We start from the raw sequence: 15,398 nt of genomic DNA, 5'->3' as shown, positions 1-15,398 counted from the left end.
GCCGCCGTGGGAGTCGTCACCACTCAGCAGCCCGTGCGGCCCAGGCTGCGCGCCGACGCCCTGCGCAACAGGGAGCGGATCGTCGCGGCGGCCCGCGAGGTGCTCGTCGAGCACGGGGCCGAGGTCTCGCTCGATGAAATCGCTCGACGGGCGGGGGTCGGCAATGCCACCCTTTACCGGCACTTCGCGGACCGCGGGGAGCTGGTGCGCCATGTCACCGTCTCGGTGATGGAGCGCATCGCCGGCCAGGCCGAAGCCGCCCTGGCGGAGGAGCCCGACGCCTTCGCGGCGCTGCGGCGCTTCGTCCACGCGGCGGCCGAGGAGCGGGTCGGTGCGCTGTGCCCGCTGCTCTCCGACGGCATCAACAAGAACCACCCCGACCACGTCGCCGCGCAAGCGCGCCTGGAGGACGCCATCGGCGCCCTGATGGCCGCCGCGCGCGACTCCGGCCAGCTGCGCGCCGACATCGACGTCGGCGATCTGATGGTCGCCCTGACCCAGCTCACCAGGCCGCTGCCCGGCGGTGCCTGCCTGAACTTCGACATCTTTGTGCACCGGCATCTACAGCTGTTCCTGGACGGACTGGCTGCCCCGGCGCGCTCCGTACTGTCCGGCTCCGCGGCCACCTTGGAGGATCTGAAGCGTCGTCCGTGACGCACATCACGCGTCGTCCGGTGACCTGGACCGATTAGTTCTCGTTCGTTCGCCAGTCTTCTCGTCGTCAGCAACGGCTCGTCGTGCCCGTTCCGGCATGCCGCCGCGTCATGGCTGTACGCCGCCCCGTTGCGCCGGCCAGTCCGTCACGTCTGTCAAACGTCCCGTTTTTCACTCTCCGCACCGCTAGGTAGGCCCACTCATGCCTGAAACGGCATCTTCCGTCGATCCCCGGCGCTGGAAAGCGCTGATATTCATCGCCCTCGCCCAGCTGATGGTCGTGCTCGACGCGACCATCGTGAACATCGCCCTGCCCTCCGCCCAGGACGCCCTGGACATCTCCGACGGCAACAAGCAGTGGGTCATCACGGCCTACGCGCTGGCCTTCGGCGGTCTGCTGCTCTTCGGCGGACGCCTCGCCGACCTGTGGGGCCGCAAGCAGACCTTCGTGGTCGGCCTGGTCGGCTTCGCGGTCGCCTCGGCGCTGGGCGGCGCCGCGCTCAACTCGCCCATGCTGATGGGCGCCCGCGCGCTTCAGGGCATCTTCGGCGCGCTGCTCGCCCCGTCCGCGCTCTCGCTGCTCGCGGTGATGTTCACCGACGCCAAGGAGCGCGCCAAGGCGTTCGGCATCTTCGGTGCCATCGCGGGTGGTGGCGGTGCCGTCGGTCTGATCCTCGGCGGTGTGCTGACCGAGTACATGAACTGGCGCTGGACGTTCTTCGTGAACATCCCCTTCGCCGCCATCGCCGCGGTCGGCGCGATCTCCGTGATCCGCGAGCCCGCCGAGAGCCGTAACCCCGCCAAGCTCGACATGCCCGGTGTTCTGCTGGCCACGCTGGGCCTGGTCTCGCTGGTCTACGGCTTCACCCGCGCCGAGAGCGACGGCTGGACCGCCGGTCTGACCATCGGCCTGTTCGTCGCCGCCGTGGTGCTGCTGGCCGCCTTCGCGGTCGTCGAGTCGCGGGTCAAGGCGCCGCTGCTGCCGCTGCGCGTGGTCACCGACCGGAACCGCGGTGGGGTGTACCTGGCGCTGGGCCTGGCAGTCATCGGCATGTTCGGTCTGTTCCTGTTCCTGACCTACTACATGCAGGTCGTGAAGGGCTACAGCCCGGTCAAGAGCGGTCTGTCCTTCCTGCCGATGATCGTCGGTATGATCACCGGCTCGACGCAGATCGGCACGCGGCTGATGACCCGGGTCCCGGCCCGGCTGCTGATGGGCCCGGGCTTCCTGGTCGCCGCGATCGGCATGCTGCTGCTGACCCAGATCGACCTGGACACCTCGTACCCGCTGCTGATCCTGCCCGGGTTCCTGCTGCTGGGCCTCGGCATGGGCACCGCGTTCATGCCGGCGATGAGCCTGGCCACGCATGGCATCCAGCCGCGTGACGCGGGTGTCGCCTCCGCGATGGTCAACACCTCGCAGCAGGTGGGCGGCGCGATCGGCACCGCGCTCCTCAACACCATCGCCACCAGCGCGGGGAACGAGTACGGCAAGTCGCACGCGGCCACGGCCCGCTCGCCGAAGGTGCTGGAGCTCCAGTCGATGGTGCACGGCTACACCACCGCCATCTGGTGGGCGGTCGGCATCCTGGTGGTCTCCGCGGTCATCGCCATAACCTTCGTCAACGCCGGACGGCAGGACGGCGGCCCGGCGGCCACCGGCTCCGGCGACGGCGCGGCGGAGGACGCGATCCCGGTCATGGCGCACTGATCCGCGTCGTCCGGCCGTCGTAGGGCCGCACGCGGTGCGATGAGAAAGCCCCGCTCCGGGAGGAGCGGGGCTTTCCGCCGTTTCGCGTGCCGTGCCGTGCGGCGCGGCCGGGGCAGGGGTCAGCGCAGCCAGGGCAGGTCGGCGCCCGCCGGCTGAAGACCGTCCGCGACGATGCGGCAGATGTCGCCGAACTGGCGGATCTGCTCCGGTGTGAGCCGGTCGAATATCGCCGCGCGCACGGCCTCGACATGGCCGGGCGCGGCCTTCTTCAGCACCTCGAACCCCTCGTCCGTCAGGACGGCGTTCTGGCCGCGCTTGTCGGAGGTGCAGTCCTCGCGCCGTACCCAGCCGTTCTTCTCCAGGCGAGTGATGGCGTGCGAGAGACGGGACCGGGTGATCTTCGCCGCCTCGGCCAGTTCGGTCATCCGCAGCCGGTGGCGTGGCGCCCAGGAGAGCTTCACCAACAGGCCGTAGTACACATGCGGCATGCCTGCGTCACGCTGGAGCTGACGGTCGAGATGGTCTTCGAGCAGCATGCTCGTCTGGATGTAGGCCTGCCAGGTGTGCTGCTCGTCGTCGGTCAGCCAGCGGGCGTCTTCATCGGCGTCTGCGGGGGTTTTCATCGCTTCCACGTGTCCATTGTAGGAGCCAGTTCTTGAACTTTAAACAAGTGCGGGCTACAGTGTGCCCTGAAAATTTCTCTTGAGACTTCAAGTTCTGGCTTCGGGAGCCGCCATGTCCGCCGCCACCACGCCGTCCGCGTCCGCCTCTTCCTCTGCCTCATCCACTTCTTCATCCGTACCGGACGGGCGCATGCCCGCCCTCTATCTCAGCCACGGCGCTCCGCCGCTCGCCGACGACCCGATCTGGCCCGGCCAGCTCGCCGCCTGGTCGGCCGGGCTGCCCCGGCCCAAGGCGATCCTGGTGGTCTCCGCCCACTGGGAGGAGGCGCCGCTGGCGCTCGGGGCCACCCGGACCGTGCCGCTGGTGTATGACTTCTGGGGCTTCCCTGAGCACTACTACCGGGTGCGCTACGACGCCCCCGGCGCGCCCGAGCTCGCCGAGCGGGTGCGCAGGACGCTGCGTACGACGGGCACGCCCGTCCAGGACATACCGGACCGCGGCCTGGACCACGGCGCGTACGTCCCGCTCGTCGAGATGTTCCCGGACGCCGACATCCCCGTCCTTCAGGTGTCGATGCCCACCCTCGACCCGGGCGAGCTGCTGGCCATCGGCCGCAAGCTCGCCCCGCTGCGGGACGAGGGGGTGCTGATCGTCGGCAGCGGCTTCTTCACCCACAACCTCGCCGCGCTGCGGAACACGGGGCCGACGCCGCCCGGCTGGTCGACGGAGTTCGACGACTGGGGGCACCGGGCGCTGGACGCCCAGGACATCGACGCGCTGCTGGACTTCGAGCGCAAGTCCCCGGCGGGCCGCCTGGCCCACCCGCGCACCGAGCATTTCGCGCCACTGTTCGTCACCCTCGGCGCCGCGGAGTCCGACCTCGGCAGCCAGCGCAGCGTCATCGACGGCTTCTGGATGGGGCTGGCCAAGCGGTCCGTGCAGTTCGGCTGACGGGGGCATCAGGCCATCGGCTCGATGAGCGCGCATGCGCGCAGGGCCCCGGCGAGGGCGCGTTCGTCGCTTTCGCCGGTCGGCATCGCCGCGACATCGAGCACCGTGTCGGCCAGCTTGATCACGTGCTCGTCGCCGTGCGCGGCGGCGTGCGCGAAGACCTCGCCGGACCGTTCGGCCGGCGTCGACCCGGCCGGTACGGCCGGCAGCTCGCCGGGCGGGACGGCCGAGGGCGGCGCGTACGAGGCCAGCACCGCGGCGCTCGCCGACCATGCCGCGTCCAGGCTCGCCGCCCACAGCTCATGGGGGAGCGCGGGCAGGGTGCGCAGCACGGCGTTGGGCGCGGTCACGGCGTGGACCAGCATGATCGGCTCGCCGTGGGCGTGGGTGGCGTAGCGGTGCGCCGCGGCCCGTACCAGCCCGGCCAGCAGCGCTCGCGCCTCGTCCGGCCCGAGCGCTCCGGGGGCGGGGGCGGGCCAGGCCGGGAACGTCGTGATCCGCGCCAGCCGGTCGCGGATGCCGCCGCTCTGGTCGGCGATGCGCGGTACGGCGGCCAGCGCGTCGGCGGGGGTGCGCGGGGCGGGCCCCGGCAGCAGGCCGAGCGGCGGCAGCGGGGCGTGGCGGGCGGCCCAGTAGCCGAGGGCGTGGGCCAGCTCGTGGGCGCGGGGCCCGGCGGTCGCTCGGCCTGCCGTCGGGGACTGCCCCGTCTCGAGGAGGAGGGTGCGTACCGCGTGGCCGACGCGGATGACCGGATGCGTCGCCCCGCCGGCGATCCCCGGCAGCAGCCGCGGCCACCACTGGGCGAGGACCTCGCGCCAGGGGTGGTCGGCGAGCTCGCGGGTGAAGTACGCGGTCCAGTCGGTGATGCGGCGCGGGTCGCCGAGCGCCTCGGTCCAGTTCGCGTCGGTGACGGTGGCGTAGGGGGCCGGCATGTCTTCGAGCTTGTGGGCGTAGAGGTCGAGCCAACGGTGCACCGAGGGGGCCTGCCCGTGCCGGACCAGGGCCTCGACGGCCATCGGGGCGTGGTTGGTCAGCCAGCCGCCGCGCTCGGGGCCCGTGGTGTGCAGCCGTTCCAGCGCTTCGTCGAGTGTGCCGCTCGTGTCGTCCATGCACGCCACGCTAGGCAGCGGGGCCGGGCGCCGTAACGGTCCGGCGATGTACGGGTGCGGGGGCCCGGGGACCTACGCCGCGCGGCCCGGGTTCCTGGTCCCGGGCCTGGACGGGGCCTGTTCTGGAGTCCGGCGGTCAGTCGGCGTGGGTGCGGAAGGCGTAGTAGGACGCGGCGTACATCGCCAGCCCCCCGGCGAGGCCCATCATCGAGGAGCGGAACACGGAGTGCCCGCTCACGCTGTACAGGAAGCCGAAGGCACAGCCGAGGAGCGCCCCGTACGCGGCCGCCCTCAGCTCCGGCATCAAGGCGGACTGGGTCCTGCCGATGAGATAGCAGAGCGCCCCGACGACCACGGCCGCCACCAGGCCGAACAGACCGGCCCAGGGCGCGGGGGTCCCCTGGTTGTGATCGATGAACATCACGTATCCGCCATAGAGGATGCCCAGCACGGTCGGGACCACCCAGGAGGCGGAGGGGTGCGCACGGACCTGGACGTGGGGGAGACTGAGATGTGGGCGATGGCGGTGGTGCGCCGGGGCTGCGGTGGGGGCGTTCATGGCGGGCTCTCCTTCGTCGGCGCCCTGGTGCGGGCGCCCGGAGTCAGGCGCCCTGACCTCTCACTCTCCAGCGCACACCCGGGTGACGGCCCCGGCAACTCGGCGGATGGCCGCGCTCCGGCGCACGCAACCAGAATCGGGCCGGGCACGTCTTCGGGGGTGAGAGCACCGCGGGCGCCGCCGTCCGACGGTGAAGGGTCGGCATCGGGGGTGATGGCCATGGCCCGGACCGCGTGGTCCGCAGAGGTGGGCAAGGGCCCGTGGGCCGCCCTCGGTACCCGTCCTGACCTGCACTTCCGGGTGTTATAAGGGCAAATCGACACCGTGCGTCCGGACAGGGTACTGCATGATCGCGAAATGCTCTGCGGGTCAGGGGAATTCTGTCCGGATTCCAGTCGTTGTTTCCATCGGACGGGGCACCCGGCAGGAATATCCGTCCACAGTCCGCGCCCGATCCATCTGTAAGGGAGCACGCATGGCAACCCGTGCCGTCGCCCGCAATCAGGCCACCGGCAGTGGCGCTGATGGGGCCAACAGTGTTCGCGCCGCAGGCGGGGAGATCGCCGATCGCGACCTGGTCGGCATGTATCTCGACGAGATCGCTCGCACCCCGCTGCTCGACGCGGCCAAGGAGGTCGAGCTGTCTCAGGCAATCGAAGCGGGTGTCTATGCCCAGCAGATCCTGGACAGTGCGATCGAGGACGCCGCGGCGGCCGGGGCGAGCCGCGAGGAGCTGGAGGCGATAGCCGCCGAGGGCGCCCGAGCCAAGGACGTCTTCATCCGCTCCAACCTGCGCCTGGTCGTGGCCGTCGCGCGCCGGTACCCGCGCAGCGGGCTGCCCCTCCTCGACCTGATCCAGGAGGGAAACGCCGGCCTGGTGCGCGCGGTGGAGAAGTTCGACTACACCAAGGGCTTCAAGTTCTCGACCTATGCCACGTGGTGGATCCGCCAGGCCATCACGCGCTCGATCGCCGATCAGTCCCGCACCATCCGGCTGCCCGTCCACCTGGTCGAGGAGCTCGGCCGGATCCGTCGGGTGCAGCGCGAGTTCAACCGTGAGCACGGCCGCGAGCCGGAGCACTCGGAGATCGCCGAGGAGCTCGGCTCCACGACCGAGCGGGTCTCGGATGTGCTCGACTGGGCCCGCGACCCGGTCAGCCTGAACATGTCGGTGGACGACGAGGGCGAGACCCAGTTCGGCGATCTGCTGGAGGACACCTCGGCCGTCTCGCCCGAGCAGTCGGTGATGACACTGCTGCGCAGCGAGGAGCTGGAGGGTCTCATCGGCCGGCTCGACGACCGCACCGCGTCCATCATCAAGGCCCGGTACGGCATCGACGACGGGCGGGAGCGCACGCTCACGGAGGTTGGCAAGCAGCATGGCCTCACGCGCGAGCGGATTCGCCAGATCGAGAAGCACGCGCTGCTGGAGCTCAAGAAGATGGCGCGCCAGACCGGCTTCGACGAAGCGGCCTGAGCCACCGTCCTCCCTTGTTGTCCCTCTCCTTGTCCCTGATCTGTTCACCCACCCACAGACGAGCCCCGGCGCCTCTTCCCCCCCCAGGCGCCGGGGCTCAACCCTGTGTCGGGTGCTCAACCCTGTGTCGGGTGCTCAGGGTGTCGGGTGCTCTAGGGTGTCCGGCGCTCAGACGGCGAAGCCGCCGTCCACGGCGATCGACGCCCCGGTGATGTAGCGGCCGTCCTCCCCGGCGAGGTGGGCGACGGTCGCGGCGATCTCCGACGGCTGCCCGTAGCGGCCGAGCGCGGTGAAGCCGCTCTGCATGGCGGCACCCTCCCCGTCGGCGGGGTTCATATCGGTGTCGATGGGGCCGGGGTGGATAAGGTTGGCGGTGATGCCGCGCGGGCCGAGCTCGCGGGCCAGCGCCTTGGTCAGCCCGGTCAGGGCGGTCTTGCTCATCGCGTACAGCGAGCCGCCGGGGAACGCGACGCGCTCGGCCATGCAGCTGCCGATGTTGATGATGCGCCCGCCGTCGGTCAGATGGTGGGCGGCGGCCTGGGCGGCGAGGAAGGGCGCGCGGATGTTGACGGCGAGGACGCGGTCCACGTCCTCGAGCGCAAGATCGCCGATCGGGCCGAGCACACCGGTGCCCGCGTTGTTGACCAGGATGTCGAGCCGCCCGAACTCCGCGGCGGCCCCGGCCACGGCCTCACGCACCGCGCGGGGGTCCGCGCTGTCGGCCTGGACGGCCCAGGCCCGGCGGCCCAGGGCCTTGATCCGGTCGACGACGGCCGCCGCCCGGTCCTCGCTGTTCTGGTAGGTCAGGGCGATGTCGGCGCCCTCCTCGGCGAGCCGGAGCGCCACCGCCTCGCCGATGCCCCGGCTGCCGCCGGTGACCAGTGCCGCCTTGCCGTCGAGTGCCATGTGCGTCCCTCGTCCTGTCTTCAGTCGTGTTGCTGTGGTTTGAGTCGTCCTGGAGGACATGGCTCGATCCTCGTGGCGCGGGGGCGAAGTTTCCGGCGGCATTCGGACGTCGCGCTGGCGCGCCACGTATGCCCGATCGCGTCCGGCTTTGGCCTGGGCGTGTCCGTACGGGATTGTTTTCTGCCCGAGTCTGTTTACTTCCTGGCATTGGGGACGTAATCTGGCCGCGAAATCACAGGTTCGGGCATGGAAAGGACGTAAACCCACATGTACGCACCGGAGCGGCAGCAGGAGATCCTCCGGCTGGCCCGCGAGAGCGGGCGGGTGGATGTGCTCTCCCTCGCCGAGGAGTTCCAGGTCACCGCCGAGACCGTGCGGCGCGATCTGCGGGCGCTCGACCGGGCGGGCCTGGTCCGCCGCGTGCACGGGGGTGCCATCCCGGCCGGCCGTCTCGACTTCGAACCCGACCTCGCCGAGCGCGACAGCACCGCCGCCGACGAGAAGGACCGCATCGCGCGCGCCGCCGTCGCCGAGCTGCCCGCCGACGGCAGCGTGATCATCGACGCGGGCTCGACGGCGGCCCGGCTGGCCGCCGCGGTCCCGCTGGAGGCGGACCTCACCGTCGTCACCCACGCGCTGCCGATCGCCGCCCGGCTCGCCGACCACCCCGGCATCGCCCTCCACCTCGTCGGCGGCCGGGTCCGCCACCGCACGCGCGCCGCGGTGGACGCCTGGGCGCTGCGCGGCTACGGAGAGGTCAAGGCCGATGTTGTCTTCCTCGCCACCAACGGTTTCTCGCTCGAGGGCGGGCTGACCACCCCCGACCTCGCGGAGGCCGCGGTCAAGCGCGCCATCGTCGCCGCCGCCCGCCGGGTCGTCCTCCTCGCCGACTCGTCCAAGTTCGGTCAGGAGCACTTCGCCCGGTTCGGCGACCTCGGCCATGTCGATCTGCTCATCACCGACACCGGGCTCAGCCCGCAGGACGCCCTGGCCATCGAGCGGCAGGGCACGGAAGTAGCGCGCGTATGATCCTCACCGTCACCCCCAACCCCAGCCTGGACCGCACCTACGAGATCCCGGGGCTGGAGCGCGGCGCCGTGCTGCGGGCCGCCGCCGACCGGGTCGACCCCGGCGGCAAGGGCGTCAATGTCTCACGGGCCGTGGCCGCCGCCGGGCACCGCACGGTCGCCGTGCTGCCGCTGGGCGGGCCGGAGGGCGCGCTGCTGGCGCGGCTGCTCGGCGGGCTGGGGATCGAGGCCGCGGGCGTCCCCGTGCAGGGCTCGACCCGGGTCAATATCTCCGTGGCCGAGCCCGACGGCACCCTCACCAAGATCAACGCGGCCGGGCCCGAGCTGACCACCGCCGAGGCGGAGGCGCTGCTGGAGGCCGTGCGGGCGCAGTCGGCCGACGCTGACTGGATCGCCTGCTGCGGCAGCCTGCCGCCCGGGCTCGCCCCCGAGTGGTACGCCGAGCTGGTGGCGCGGGCCCACCGCGCGGGCGCCCGGATCGCCCTGGACACCTCGGGCCCCTCGCTCACCGCGGCCCTCCGCGAGCGCCCCGACGTCATCAAGCCGAACGCCGAGGAGCTGGCCCAGGCCGTGGGCCGCCCGCTGGGCACCGTCGGCGACGCGGTCAAGGCGGCCGAGGAGCTGCGGGCGCTCGGCGCTCGCGCCGTCCTGGCCAGCCTCGGCGCGGACGGCCAGCTGCTGGTCGACGAGACCGGCAGCTACTTCGGCTCGGCGCCTGTCGCCGCCGTCCGCAGTAATGTCGGTGCGGGCGACGCTTCCCTCGCCGGATTCCTCGCCGCGGGCGGCCTCGGGCCGGCCGCCCTCGCCTCGGCCGTGGCACATGGCGCGGCCGCCGTACAACTGCCGGGCAGCGTCATGCCCACCCCGGCCGACCTGGACCCGTCCGCCGTCACCACGACCGCGGACGTTCCGCTGGACCGCGCTCTCACGGAGCCCGCGTGACCAGCCCGACCCCCCTCCCACCCCCTGTCCCCATTTCGCCCGCCCACCTTCCCCGGGGCGGCACCGCATGCAAGGGAGCCGCGAGATGAGTGAGCTGATCACCGCGGATCTGGTTGACCTGGACCTGTCCGCCGACACCAAGGAAGCGGCCGCCAGGTCGCTCGCCGAACGCATGGTCGCGGCCGGCCGCGTCACGGACCTCGACGGCTTCCTGGCCGACGTGGCGGCCCGTGAGGCGCAGATGCCGACCGGACTCGACGGCGGCATCGGCATACCGCACTGTCGCAGCGAACATGTCACCGAGCCGACGTTGGCCTTCGGGCGCAGCGCCGCGCGCATCGACTTCGGCGCCCCGGACGGTCCGGCCGACCTGATCTTCCTGATCGCCGCGCCCGCGGGCGCGGACAGCGATCACCTGACCATCCTGTCCAGCCTGGCGCGCCAGCTGATGAACGCCGAGTTCACCGGCGCGCTGCGCTCCGCCGACGACCCGCGGCAGGCGGCCGCCCTGATCCGCGGCGACCAGCCGGAGCCGTCGGCGGCGGCCGAAGCCGAGCCGGGCGACACCGGCGACGCGGCCGAGCCGGCCGCTCCCGCTCCCGTTGCCGCAGCCGGTGCGGAGCCTGCGGCACCCGCGGCCTCCGCGCCCTTCCGGATCGTGGCCGTGACCTCCTGCCCCACCGGCATCGCTCACACCTATATGGCAGCCGAGTCGCTGGAGAACGCCGCCCGGGAGGCCGGGATCGAGCTGGTGGTCGAGACCCAGGGTTCGGCCGGGTTCGACAGGCTCGCCCCCACCACCATCGCCGCCGCCGACGCGGTGATCTTCGCGCATGACGTGGAGGTGCGGGACAAGGAGCGGTTCGCCGGGAAGCCGACCGTCGACGTCGGGGTGAAGGCGGGCATCAGCCGCCCGGCGGAGCTGATCGCCGAGGTGCGCGAGAAGGCCGCGCGCGGCGAGATCAGCGCACCCGCCGCCTCCTCCGCGGGCGCCGACCGCCCGTCGCCGATGGACGCGGCCGGTGAGCACGGTGACCGCTTCGGCACCCGGCTGCGCAAGTGGCTGATGACGGGTGTCAGCTACATGGTCCCGTTCGTCGCCGCGGGCGGTCTGCTGATCGCGCTGGCCTTCGCGATCGGCGGCTACGAGATCGCGAGCGCCAAGTCCGTCGCCGACCACTTCGTGTGGACGGAGCAGGACAGCTGGGCGGCGCTGCTCTTCCAGATCGGCGGGGCGGCGTTCACCTTCCTGGTGCCGGTCCTGGCCGGCTATATCGCCTACGGCATGGCCGACCGGCCCGGCCTGGTGCCCGGTTTCGTCGGCGGCTATATCGCGACCACCATCAAGGCGGGCTTCCTGGGCGGCCTGGTCGCGGGCCTGATCGCGGGCGCCGTGGTCATGGGCATCCAGCGGTTCAAGGTCCCGGCGCCATTGCGCGGCATCATGCCGGTGGTGGTGATTCCGCTGATCTCCTCGGCGATCGTCGGCTTCCTGATGTTCGTGGTGATCGGCAAGCCCATCGCCTCCGCGCAGAGCGCCATGACCGACTGGCTCAACGGGCTCTCCGGCACGAACGCCATCATCCTCGGCGTCATCCTGGGCCTGATGATGTGCTTCGACCTGGGCGGCCCGGTCAACAAGGTCGCGTACGCCTTCGCGACCGGCGGCATCGCGGTGTCGGACCCGAGCACCGGCAGCCTCAAGATCATGGCCGCGGTGATGGCGGCGGGCATGGTCCCGCCGCTGGCCATGGCCCTGGCCACCAACGTCCGAGGGCAGCTGTTCACCAAGACCGAGCGGGAGAACGGCAAGGCGGCCTGGGTGCTGGGAGCGTCCTTCATCAGCGAGGGCGCGATCCCGTTCGCGGCAGCGGACCCGCTGCGGGTGATCCCCTCCTCGATGGTGGGCGGCGCGGTCACCGGCGCGCTGTCGATGGCCTTCGACTGCACGCTCCGCGCCCCGCACGGCGGCATCTTCGTGGTCCCGCTGATCGGACAGCCGTTCCTCTATCTGCTGGCCATCGCGGCGGGCACGGCGGTCTCGGCCGGTCTGGTCATCGTCCTCAAGGGCATGCGCAAGACGGCCCGGCCCGAGGCGGCCGCGGTCGCCGACGGCGAGGCCGCGGCGGGCGGCGCCGGCGGCGAGGCGAAGGTGCCCGCCACCGTCTGACCACCGGAACCACAACCGCAACCGCAACCGGAACCAGCACCAGCACCGGAGCCACGGCCACCCCCACGGCCACCCCCACGGCCGCGGACCGCGGCGTCCCTCGCCCGGCGGTGAGGCGGATCGACTCCGCCTCACCGCCGGGTCATGCGTGGGGCGGTACGTCATCCGTCACCTCCGTCGGCAGGCCGCGCGACGCGTAGTAGGCGCCGAGCGCGGCCTCGCTCCCGGACCCCATGGCGGTCGCGATCCGCTGGAAGCGGGCGGAGCGCAGATCGCCCGCGGTGAAGACCCTCGGGTGCTGAAGGGCGGGCGGGCAGTAGCCCGAGGCGTCGGCGGAGAGGTCCCCGCCGGGCGGCGTGGGGCCGCTGCCGAGGTTGCGGAACCCTCGGTGGCCGGTCAGGGGCCGCCGCTCGCCCTCCAGCGTCAGCGCCTCGGCCATCACCGGGGCCTCGGACGAGGGCGGCTCCCCGGGCGCGGGCAGCATGAGGGTCAGATGACGCACCGGCACCAGCTCGACCCGCGGGTCCTGGGCGATCTCCTCGGCCTTGTACGCGTCGCCCGGCGGACAGGCGACGACAAACCGGCTCTCCAGGCCCGGATGGGCCCGCAGATAGGTGCCGAGCGGCCGGTCGGCGCCGAGGACCAGCGCGCTGCGGCCGGCGAGCGCGGCCGGGTCCGCCTCCCACAGCGGGGGCAGCTCCAGACCCCGGTGACCGCCGATCCATCCGGCGTCCTCGGGCCGCAGCGGCCCCACGCCGGTGGCGACCACGGCGTACGGCGCGGTCAGCAGCAGCCCGGGGCCGGTCGCCGCCCCCGCGGGCACGGTGGCGACCTCCACCCGGTCCTCATGGGCGTCGATCCGCACGGCCCGCCGGCCGAGCTCCGCCCGGCACAGACCGGAGCGGGCGACATCCGCCCTGATCGCCGCCGCCAGCGCGGGACCGGTGGCGAAGCCGATCACATTGCTGAGCACCGGAACGCGCTCCAGCGCCCGGCACAGCGATTCGTCCGACTCGACGAGCACGGACCGGATTCCGAGGCCCGCGGCCATCACCACGGCTGCGCAGCCGGCCGGGCCCCCACCGACGACGATCAGGTCGGCGTCCATGGTGGTCTCCGCCTCCGTCTCCGTTTCCGTCATCGCTCCCCACCCTTCCCTCGACTCCCTGCCCCTCGTCACGGGGCTCTGCCTACGGGGCTCCCGCCCCGCCCTCCGACCCGGCCTGCCCGGGGCCGTACAGGTCGCGGTACGCCGGGAAGACGCCACCCGGCCCGTCCACCCCCTCGGCCGCGAGCACCCCCTTGACCACCGCACGCGTCAGCACATCCGCCCCGGCGGCCAGGACCTCGTTCAGCGCCCCGGCCTCCAGATGCACCCCGAACGCCGGGTCCTGGCTGCCTTCCGTGCCCTCGGGCACAAGCGGGCGGTCGCCGGTCGCCAGGGCGAAGACCGTGTCGCCGTCGGACAGCAGATGCACAGGTCGCACCGCGCGCGCCAGGCCGTCGTGTGCCGTGCCCGCGAGCTTGTGCGCCTGGGCCCGGGTGAGCGCCGCGTCCGTGGCGACCACCGCCAGGGTGGTGTTCAGCGGCGGCCGCACGGACGCCGCCGAGCGCCGCTCCGACTCGGCCCGCGCGGCTGCCAGCCGACGCTGTGCCCTGGCGTGCTCCGCCTCGGCGGGGCGGCGGGCCCGGCCGCCTCCCGCCGGTGCGTACGCCTCGGCGAACCACTCCCCGTACAGCTCGCCCGTCAGCGGGTCGATCACCGAGCCCGCCGCGTTGACCGCGGCCAGGGCGGCCACGGTGATCCCCGACGGCAGGACCACGCTCGCCGATCCGACGCCTCCCTTGACGCCGCCTGCCACCGCGCCCGTGCCGGCCCCCACATTGCCCTGCGCGACCGGCGCGCCCAGGCCCGTTCCGGCCGCGGCCTTGATGGCCTCACGGCCCAGTACGGCGTCCGGCCGGGCCCGCCAGTCGCCGCCCCGCCCGAGGTCGAAGAGGGCGGCGGCCGGTACCACCGGCACCACCTGCGCCGGGTCGGGGCCGACCCGGAAGCCACGGCCGTGCTCCTCCAGCCAGGCGGCCACCCCGGAGGCGGCGTCCAGGCCGAACGCGCTGCCGCCGGTCAGCACGACGGCATCGACGCGCTGGACGATGTTGCGCGCGTCGAGGGCATCGGTCTCGCGGGTGCCGGGGCCGCCGCCCCGGACGTCGACCGCGGCGATCGCACCCCCTTCCGGGGCCAATACGACGGTCGTGCCGGTGAGTTGGCCGCCACCGGTCCGCCGCGCATGACCGACGCGCAGTCCGGGTACATCCGTCAGGGCGTCGGCCCGGCCGGGGTGGGCAGGGCGGGGTGTCCTCGGGTCGGTATCCATGGGCGCTATGCGTAGCACGGACCCGCCCGCGCGGCAGCCGGGCCCCGCATCAACAGGACGTTCATCAGACGTTGATGGGGCGGCGGCAGGCTGTGCGATATGCCGTTCGCCCGCGTCCGAAGGAAGATCAACGTGCCCCGTACCTCTCGGACGGAGGAGCTCCCGACCCTGGCCGCCGCCGCGCGGCAGGCCCCCCGGGTCGCCCTCCGCTGGATCAGTGAGCCGGACTGCGAGGAAGAGCTGACCCATGCCGAGCTGCTGGACCAAGCGAGCCGCGCGGCGGCCGCCCTGACTCGGCTCGGCGTGCGGGCGGGGGACCGGGTGGCGGTCCATCTGCCGCTGATCCCCGAGTCCGTGATCGCCACCCTCGCCTGCGGCCGCCTCGACGCCGTACGCTCCACGCTTCCCATCGGGCTGCGGGTGCACGAACTGCGCGACCGGCTGGCGGAGATGGACGCGAAGTTGCTGATCACCGCCGACGGCAACTGGCGGCGCGAGGAGCCGCAGCCGCTCAAGCCGCTGATCGACCGGGCGCTGGCCGGCAGCGGGCGCATACCGAAGGTCCTGGTCGTCCACCGGCTGGCCCGCCCCGTGTCCTGGACGCCCGGCCGGGACCTGTGGTGGCACGAGCAGCTGGCCGCTGCCGCCGACTCGTCGTCCGGCCAGCCGTACGCTTGACCCATGAGCAACGCCCCCGACCCCGGACCGCGCGACCCGGCCGCCGCGCTGATCTTCGACGACCCGCTGGCGCAGCGGTCCTCGGACGACACGGACCGTGGCTGGGGCGAGCGCCCGTCCGGCCGCGACTCCGGAGACGGCACCGACAGTGCCACGGATCTGGCCCGCTTCCTGGACGAGAAGCCGCCCCACCACCTCTGAGCGCCGAGGG

Annotated in this window: 15 protein-coding genes; 9 read left to right on the top strand and 6 right to left on the bottom strand. The window is 72.8% G+C overall.

All coding sequences use genetic code 11. The features are described from left to right. Window positions 1–6: 6 nt before the first annotated feature. A complete protein-coding gene (locus ACZ4WQ_RS39915; protein ID WP_311726458.1) occupies window positions 7–654 on the top strand; it encodes a TetR/AcrR family transcriptional regulator in 648 nt (215 codons plus the stop codon). A gap of 202 nt (window positions 655–856) precedes the next feature. Beyond that, window positions 857–2,365 (top strand): MFS transporter, encoded by a 1,509-nt coding sequence (locus tag ACZ4WQ_RS39910; protein ID WP_398370748.1) that lies wholly within the window; start codon window positions 857–859, stop codon window positions 2,363–2,365. Window positions 2,366–2,484: 119 nt separating this feature from the next. Here the strand turns inward: ACZ4WQ_RS39910 and ACZ4WQ_RS39905 are convergent, their stop codons facing one another. Continuing rightward, window positions 2,485–2,997, bottom strand: a complete 513-nt coding sequence (locus ACZ4WQ_RS39905) for a MarR family winged helix-turn-helix transcriptional regulator (protein WP_385342560.1) — start codon at window positions 2,995–2,997, stop codon at window positions 2,485–2,487. 181 nt (window positions 2,998–3,178) lie between these two features. Between ACZ4WQ_RS39905 and ACZ4WQ_RS39900 the strand changes: the two genes are divergently transcribed. Further along, on the top strand, window positions 3,179–3,940 hold the full coding sequence (locus tag ACZ4WQ_RS39900; RefSeq protein ID WP_398370750.1) for a dioxygenase: 762 nt from the start codon (window positions 3,179–3,181) through the stop codon (window positions 3,938–3,940). An 8-nt stretch (window positions 3,941–3,948) separates the two neighbouring features. On the opposite strand, the gene ACZ4WQ_RS39895 is transcribed toward ACZ4WQ_RS39900, so the two are convergent. Together ACZ4WQ_RS39895 and ACZ4WQ_RS39890 are read right to left on the bottom strand one after the other, a co-directional pair. Beyond that, on the bottom strand, window positions 3,949–5,049 hold the full coding sequence (locus ACZ4WQ_RS39895) for a questin oxidase family protein (RefSeq protein ID WP_398370752.1): 1,101 nt from the start codon (window positions 5,047–5,049) through the stop codon (window positions 3,949–3,951). Window positions 5,050–5,185: 136 nt separating this feature from the next. Then, window positions 5,186–5,608 carry a hypothetical protein gene (locus ACZ4WQ_RS39890; RefSeq protein WP_361183138.1) on the bottom strand — a complete coding sequence of 141 codons (423 nt, stop codon included), beginning with the start codon at window positions 5,606–5,608 and terminating at the stop codon, window positions 5,186–5,188. 475 nt (window positions 5,609–6,083) lie between these two features. Between ACZ4WQ_RS39890 and ACZ4WQ_RS39885 the strand changes: the two genes are divergently transcribed. Next, entirely contained in the window at window positions 6,084–7,085 is a 1,002-nt protein-coding gene (locus ACZ4WQ_RS39885) for a sigma-70 family RNA polymerase sigma factor (protein ID WP_385342564.1), read from the top strand. Between the two features lie 168 nt (window positions 7,086–7,253). Here ACZ4WQ_RS39885 and ACZ4WQ_RS39880 read toward each other — a convergent pair whose 3' ends face one another. Continuing rightward, window positions 7,254–7,991 (bottom strand): 3-oxoacyl-ACP reductase family protein, encoded by a 738-nt coding sequence (locus ACZ4WQ_RS39880; RefSeq protein ID WP_311726452.1) that lies wholly within the window; start codon window positions 7,989–7,991, stop codon window positions 7,254–7,256. A 267-nt stretch (window positions 7,992–8,258) separates the two neighbouring features. Between ACZ4WQ_RS39880 and ACZ4WQ_RS39875 the strand changes: the two genes are divergently transcribed. The 3 genes from ACZ4WQ_RS39875 to ACZ4WQ_RS39865 all read left to right on the top strand — a co-directional run bounded on the left by ACZ4WQ_RS39875 (window position 8,259) and on the right by ACZ4WQ_RS39865 (window position 12,131). Continuing rightward, complete coding sequence (locus tag ACZ4WQ_RS39875) at window positions 8,259–9,020, top strand: DeoR/GlpR family DNA-binding transcription regulator (protein ID WP_398370755.1); 762 nt, start codon at window positions 8,259–8,261, stop codon at window positions 9,018–9,020. After that, window positions 9,017–9,961 (top strand): 1-phosphofructokinase, encoded by a 945-nt coding sequence (pfkB, locus tag ACZ4WQ_RS39870; protein WP_398370757.1) that lies wholly within the window; start codon window positions 9,017–9,019, stop codon window positions 9,959–9,961. Before ACZ4WQ_RS39875 ends, pfkB begins: the two co-directional genes overlap by 4 nt. Before the next feature lie 85 nt (window positions 9,962–10,046). Further along, complete coding sequence (locus ACZ4WQ_RS39865) at window positions 10,047–12,131, top strand: PTS fructose transporter subunit IIABC (RefSeq protein ID WP_311726449.1); 2,085 nt, start codon at window positions 10,047–10,049, stop codon at window positions 12,129–12,131. Between the two features lie 142 nt (window positions 12,132–12,273). Here the strand turns inward: ACZ4WQ_RS39865 and ACZ4WQ_RS39860 are convergent, their stop codons facing one another. Further along, window positions 12,274–13,272, bottom strand: coding sequence for an FAD-dependent oxidoreductase (locus ACZ4WQ_RS39860; protein ID WP_398370760.1), 999 nt, complete (start codon window positions 13,270–13,272; stop codon window positions 12,274–12,276). Window positions 13,273–13,321: 49 nt separating this feature from the next. Next, window positions 13,322–14,509, bottom strand: a complete 1,188-nt coding sequence (locus ACZ4WQ_RS39855; RefSeq protein ID WP_311726447.1) for a P1 family peptidase — start codon at window positions 14,507–14,509, stop codon at window positions 13,322–13,324. Window positions 14,510–14,641: 132 nt separating this feature from the next. Between ACZ4WQ_RS39855 and ACZ4WQ_RS39850 the strand changes: the two genes are divergently transcribed. Beyond that, the gene (locus tag ACZ4WQ_RS39850; RefSeq protein ID WP_311726446.1) at window positions 14,642–15,187 is read left to right on the top strand and encodes an AMP-binding protein; all 546 of its coding nucleotides are present in this window, start codon (window positions 14,642–14,644) and stop codon (window positions 15,185–15,187) included. Window positions 15,188–15,190: 3 nt separating this feature from the next. Then, window positions 15,191–15,388 (top strand): hypothetical protein, encoded by a 198-nt coding sequence (locus ACZ4WQ_RS39845; RefSeq protein WP_398370763.1) that lies wholly within the window; start codon window positions 15,191–15,193, stop codon window positions 15,386–15,388. The last annotated feature ends 10 nt before the right edge of the window (window positions 15,389–15,398 follow it).

The sequence above is a fragment of the Streptomyces sp. NPDC028305 genome, assembly GCF_055569495.1.
The sequence above is the reverse complement of the archived record's forward strand: the minus strand, read 5'-3'. Positions and strand labels throughout refer to the sequence as shown.

Excerpts from the sequence above, each read along its gene's own strand:
- ACZ4WQ_RS39910 (WP_398370748.1), top strand. The coding sequence starts at position 857 with ATGCCTGAAACGGCATCTTCCGTCGATCCCCGGCGCTGGAAAGCGCTG.
- ACZ4WQ_RS39900 (WP_398370750.1), top strand. The coding sequence starts at position 3,179 with ATGCCCGCCCTCTATCTCAGCCACGGCGCTCCGCCGCTCGCCGACGAC.
- ACZ4WQ_RS39895 (WP_398370752.1), bottom strand. The coding sequence starts at position 5,049 with ATGGACGACACGAGCGGCACACTCGACGAAGCGCTGGAACGGCTGCAC.
- ACZ4WQ_RS39890 (WP_361183138.1), bottom strand. The coding sequence starts at position 5,608 with ATGAACGCCCCCACCGCAGCCCCGGCGCACCACCGCCATCGCCCACAT.
- ACZ4WQ_RS39885 (WP_385342564.1), top strand. The coding sequence starts at position 6,084 with ATGGCAACCCGTGCCGTCGCCCGCAATCAGGCCACCGGCAGTGGCGCT.
- ACZ4WQ_RS39880 (WP_311726452.1), bottom strand. The coding sequence starts at position 7,991 with ATGGCACTCGACGGCAAGGCGGCACTGGTCACCGGCGGCAGCCGGGGC.
- ACZ4WQ_RS39875 (WP_398370755.1), top strand. The coding sequence starts at position 8,259 with ATGTACGCACCGGAGCGGCAGCAGGAGATCCTCCGGCTGGCCCGCGAG.
- pfkB (WP_398370757.1), top strand. The coding sequence starts at position 9,017 with ATGATCCTCACCGTCACCCCCAACCCCAGCCTGGACCGCACCTACGAG.
- ACZ4WQ_RS39865 (WP_311726449.1), top strand. The coding sequence starts at position 10,047 with ATGAGTGAGCTGATCACCGCGGATCTGGTTGACCTGGACCTGTCCGCC.
- ACZ4WQ_RS39860 (WP_398370760.1), bottom strand. The coding sequence starts at position 13,272 with ATGACGGAAACGGAGACGGAGGCGGAGACCACCATGGACGCCGACCTG.
- ACZ4WQ_RS39855 (WP_311726447.1), bottom strand. The coding sequence starts at position 14,509 with ATGGATACCGACCCGAGGACACCCCGCCCTGCCCACCCCGGCCGGGCC.
- ACZ4WQ_RS39845 (WP_398370763.1), top strand. The coding sequence starts at position 15,191 with ATGAGCAACGCCCCCGACCCCGGACCGCGCGACCCGGCCGCCGCGCTG.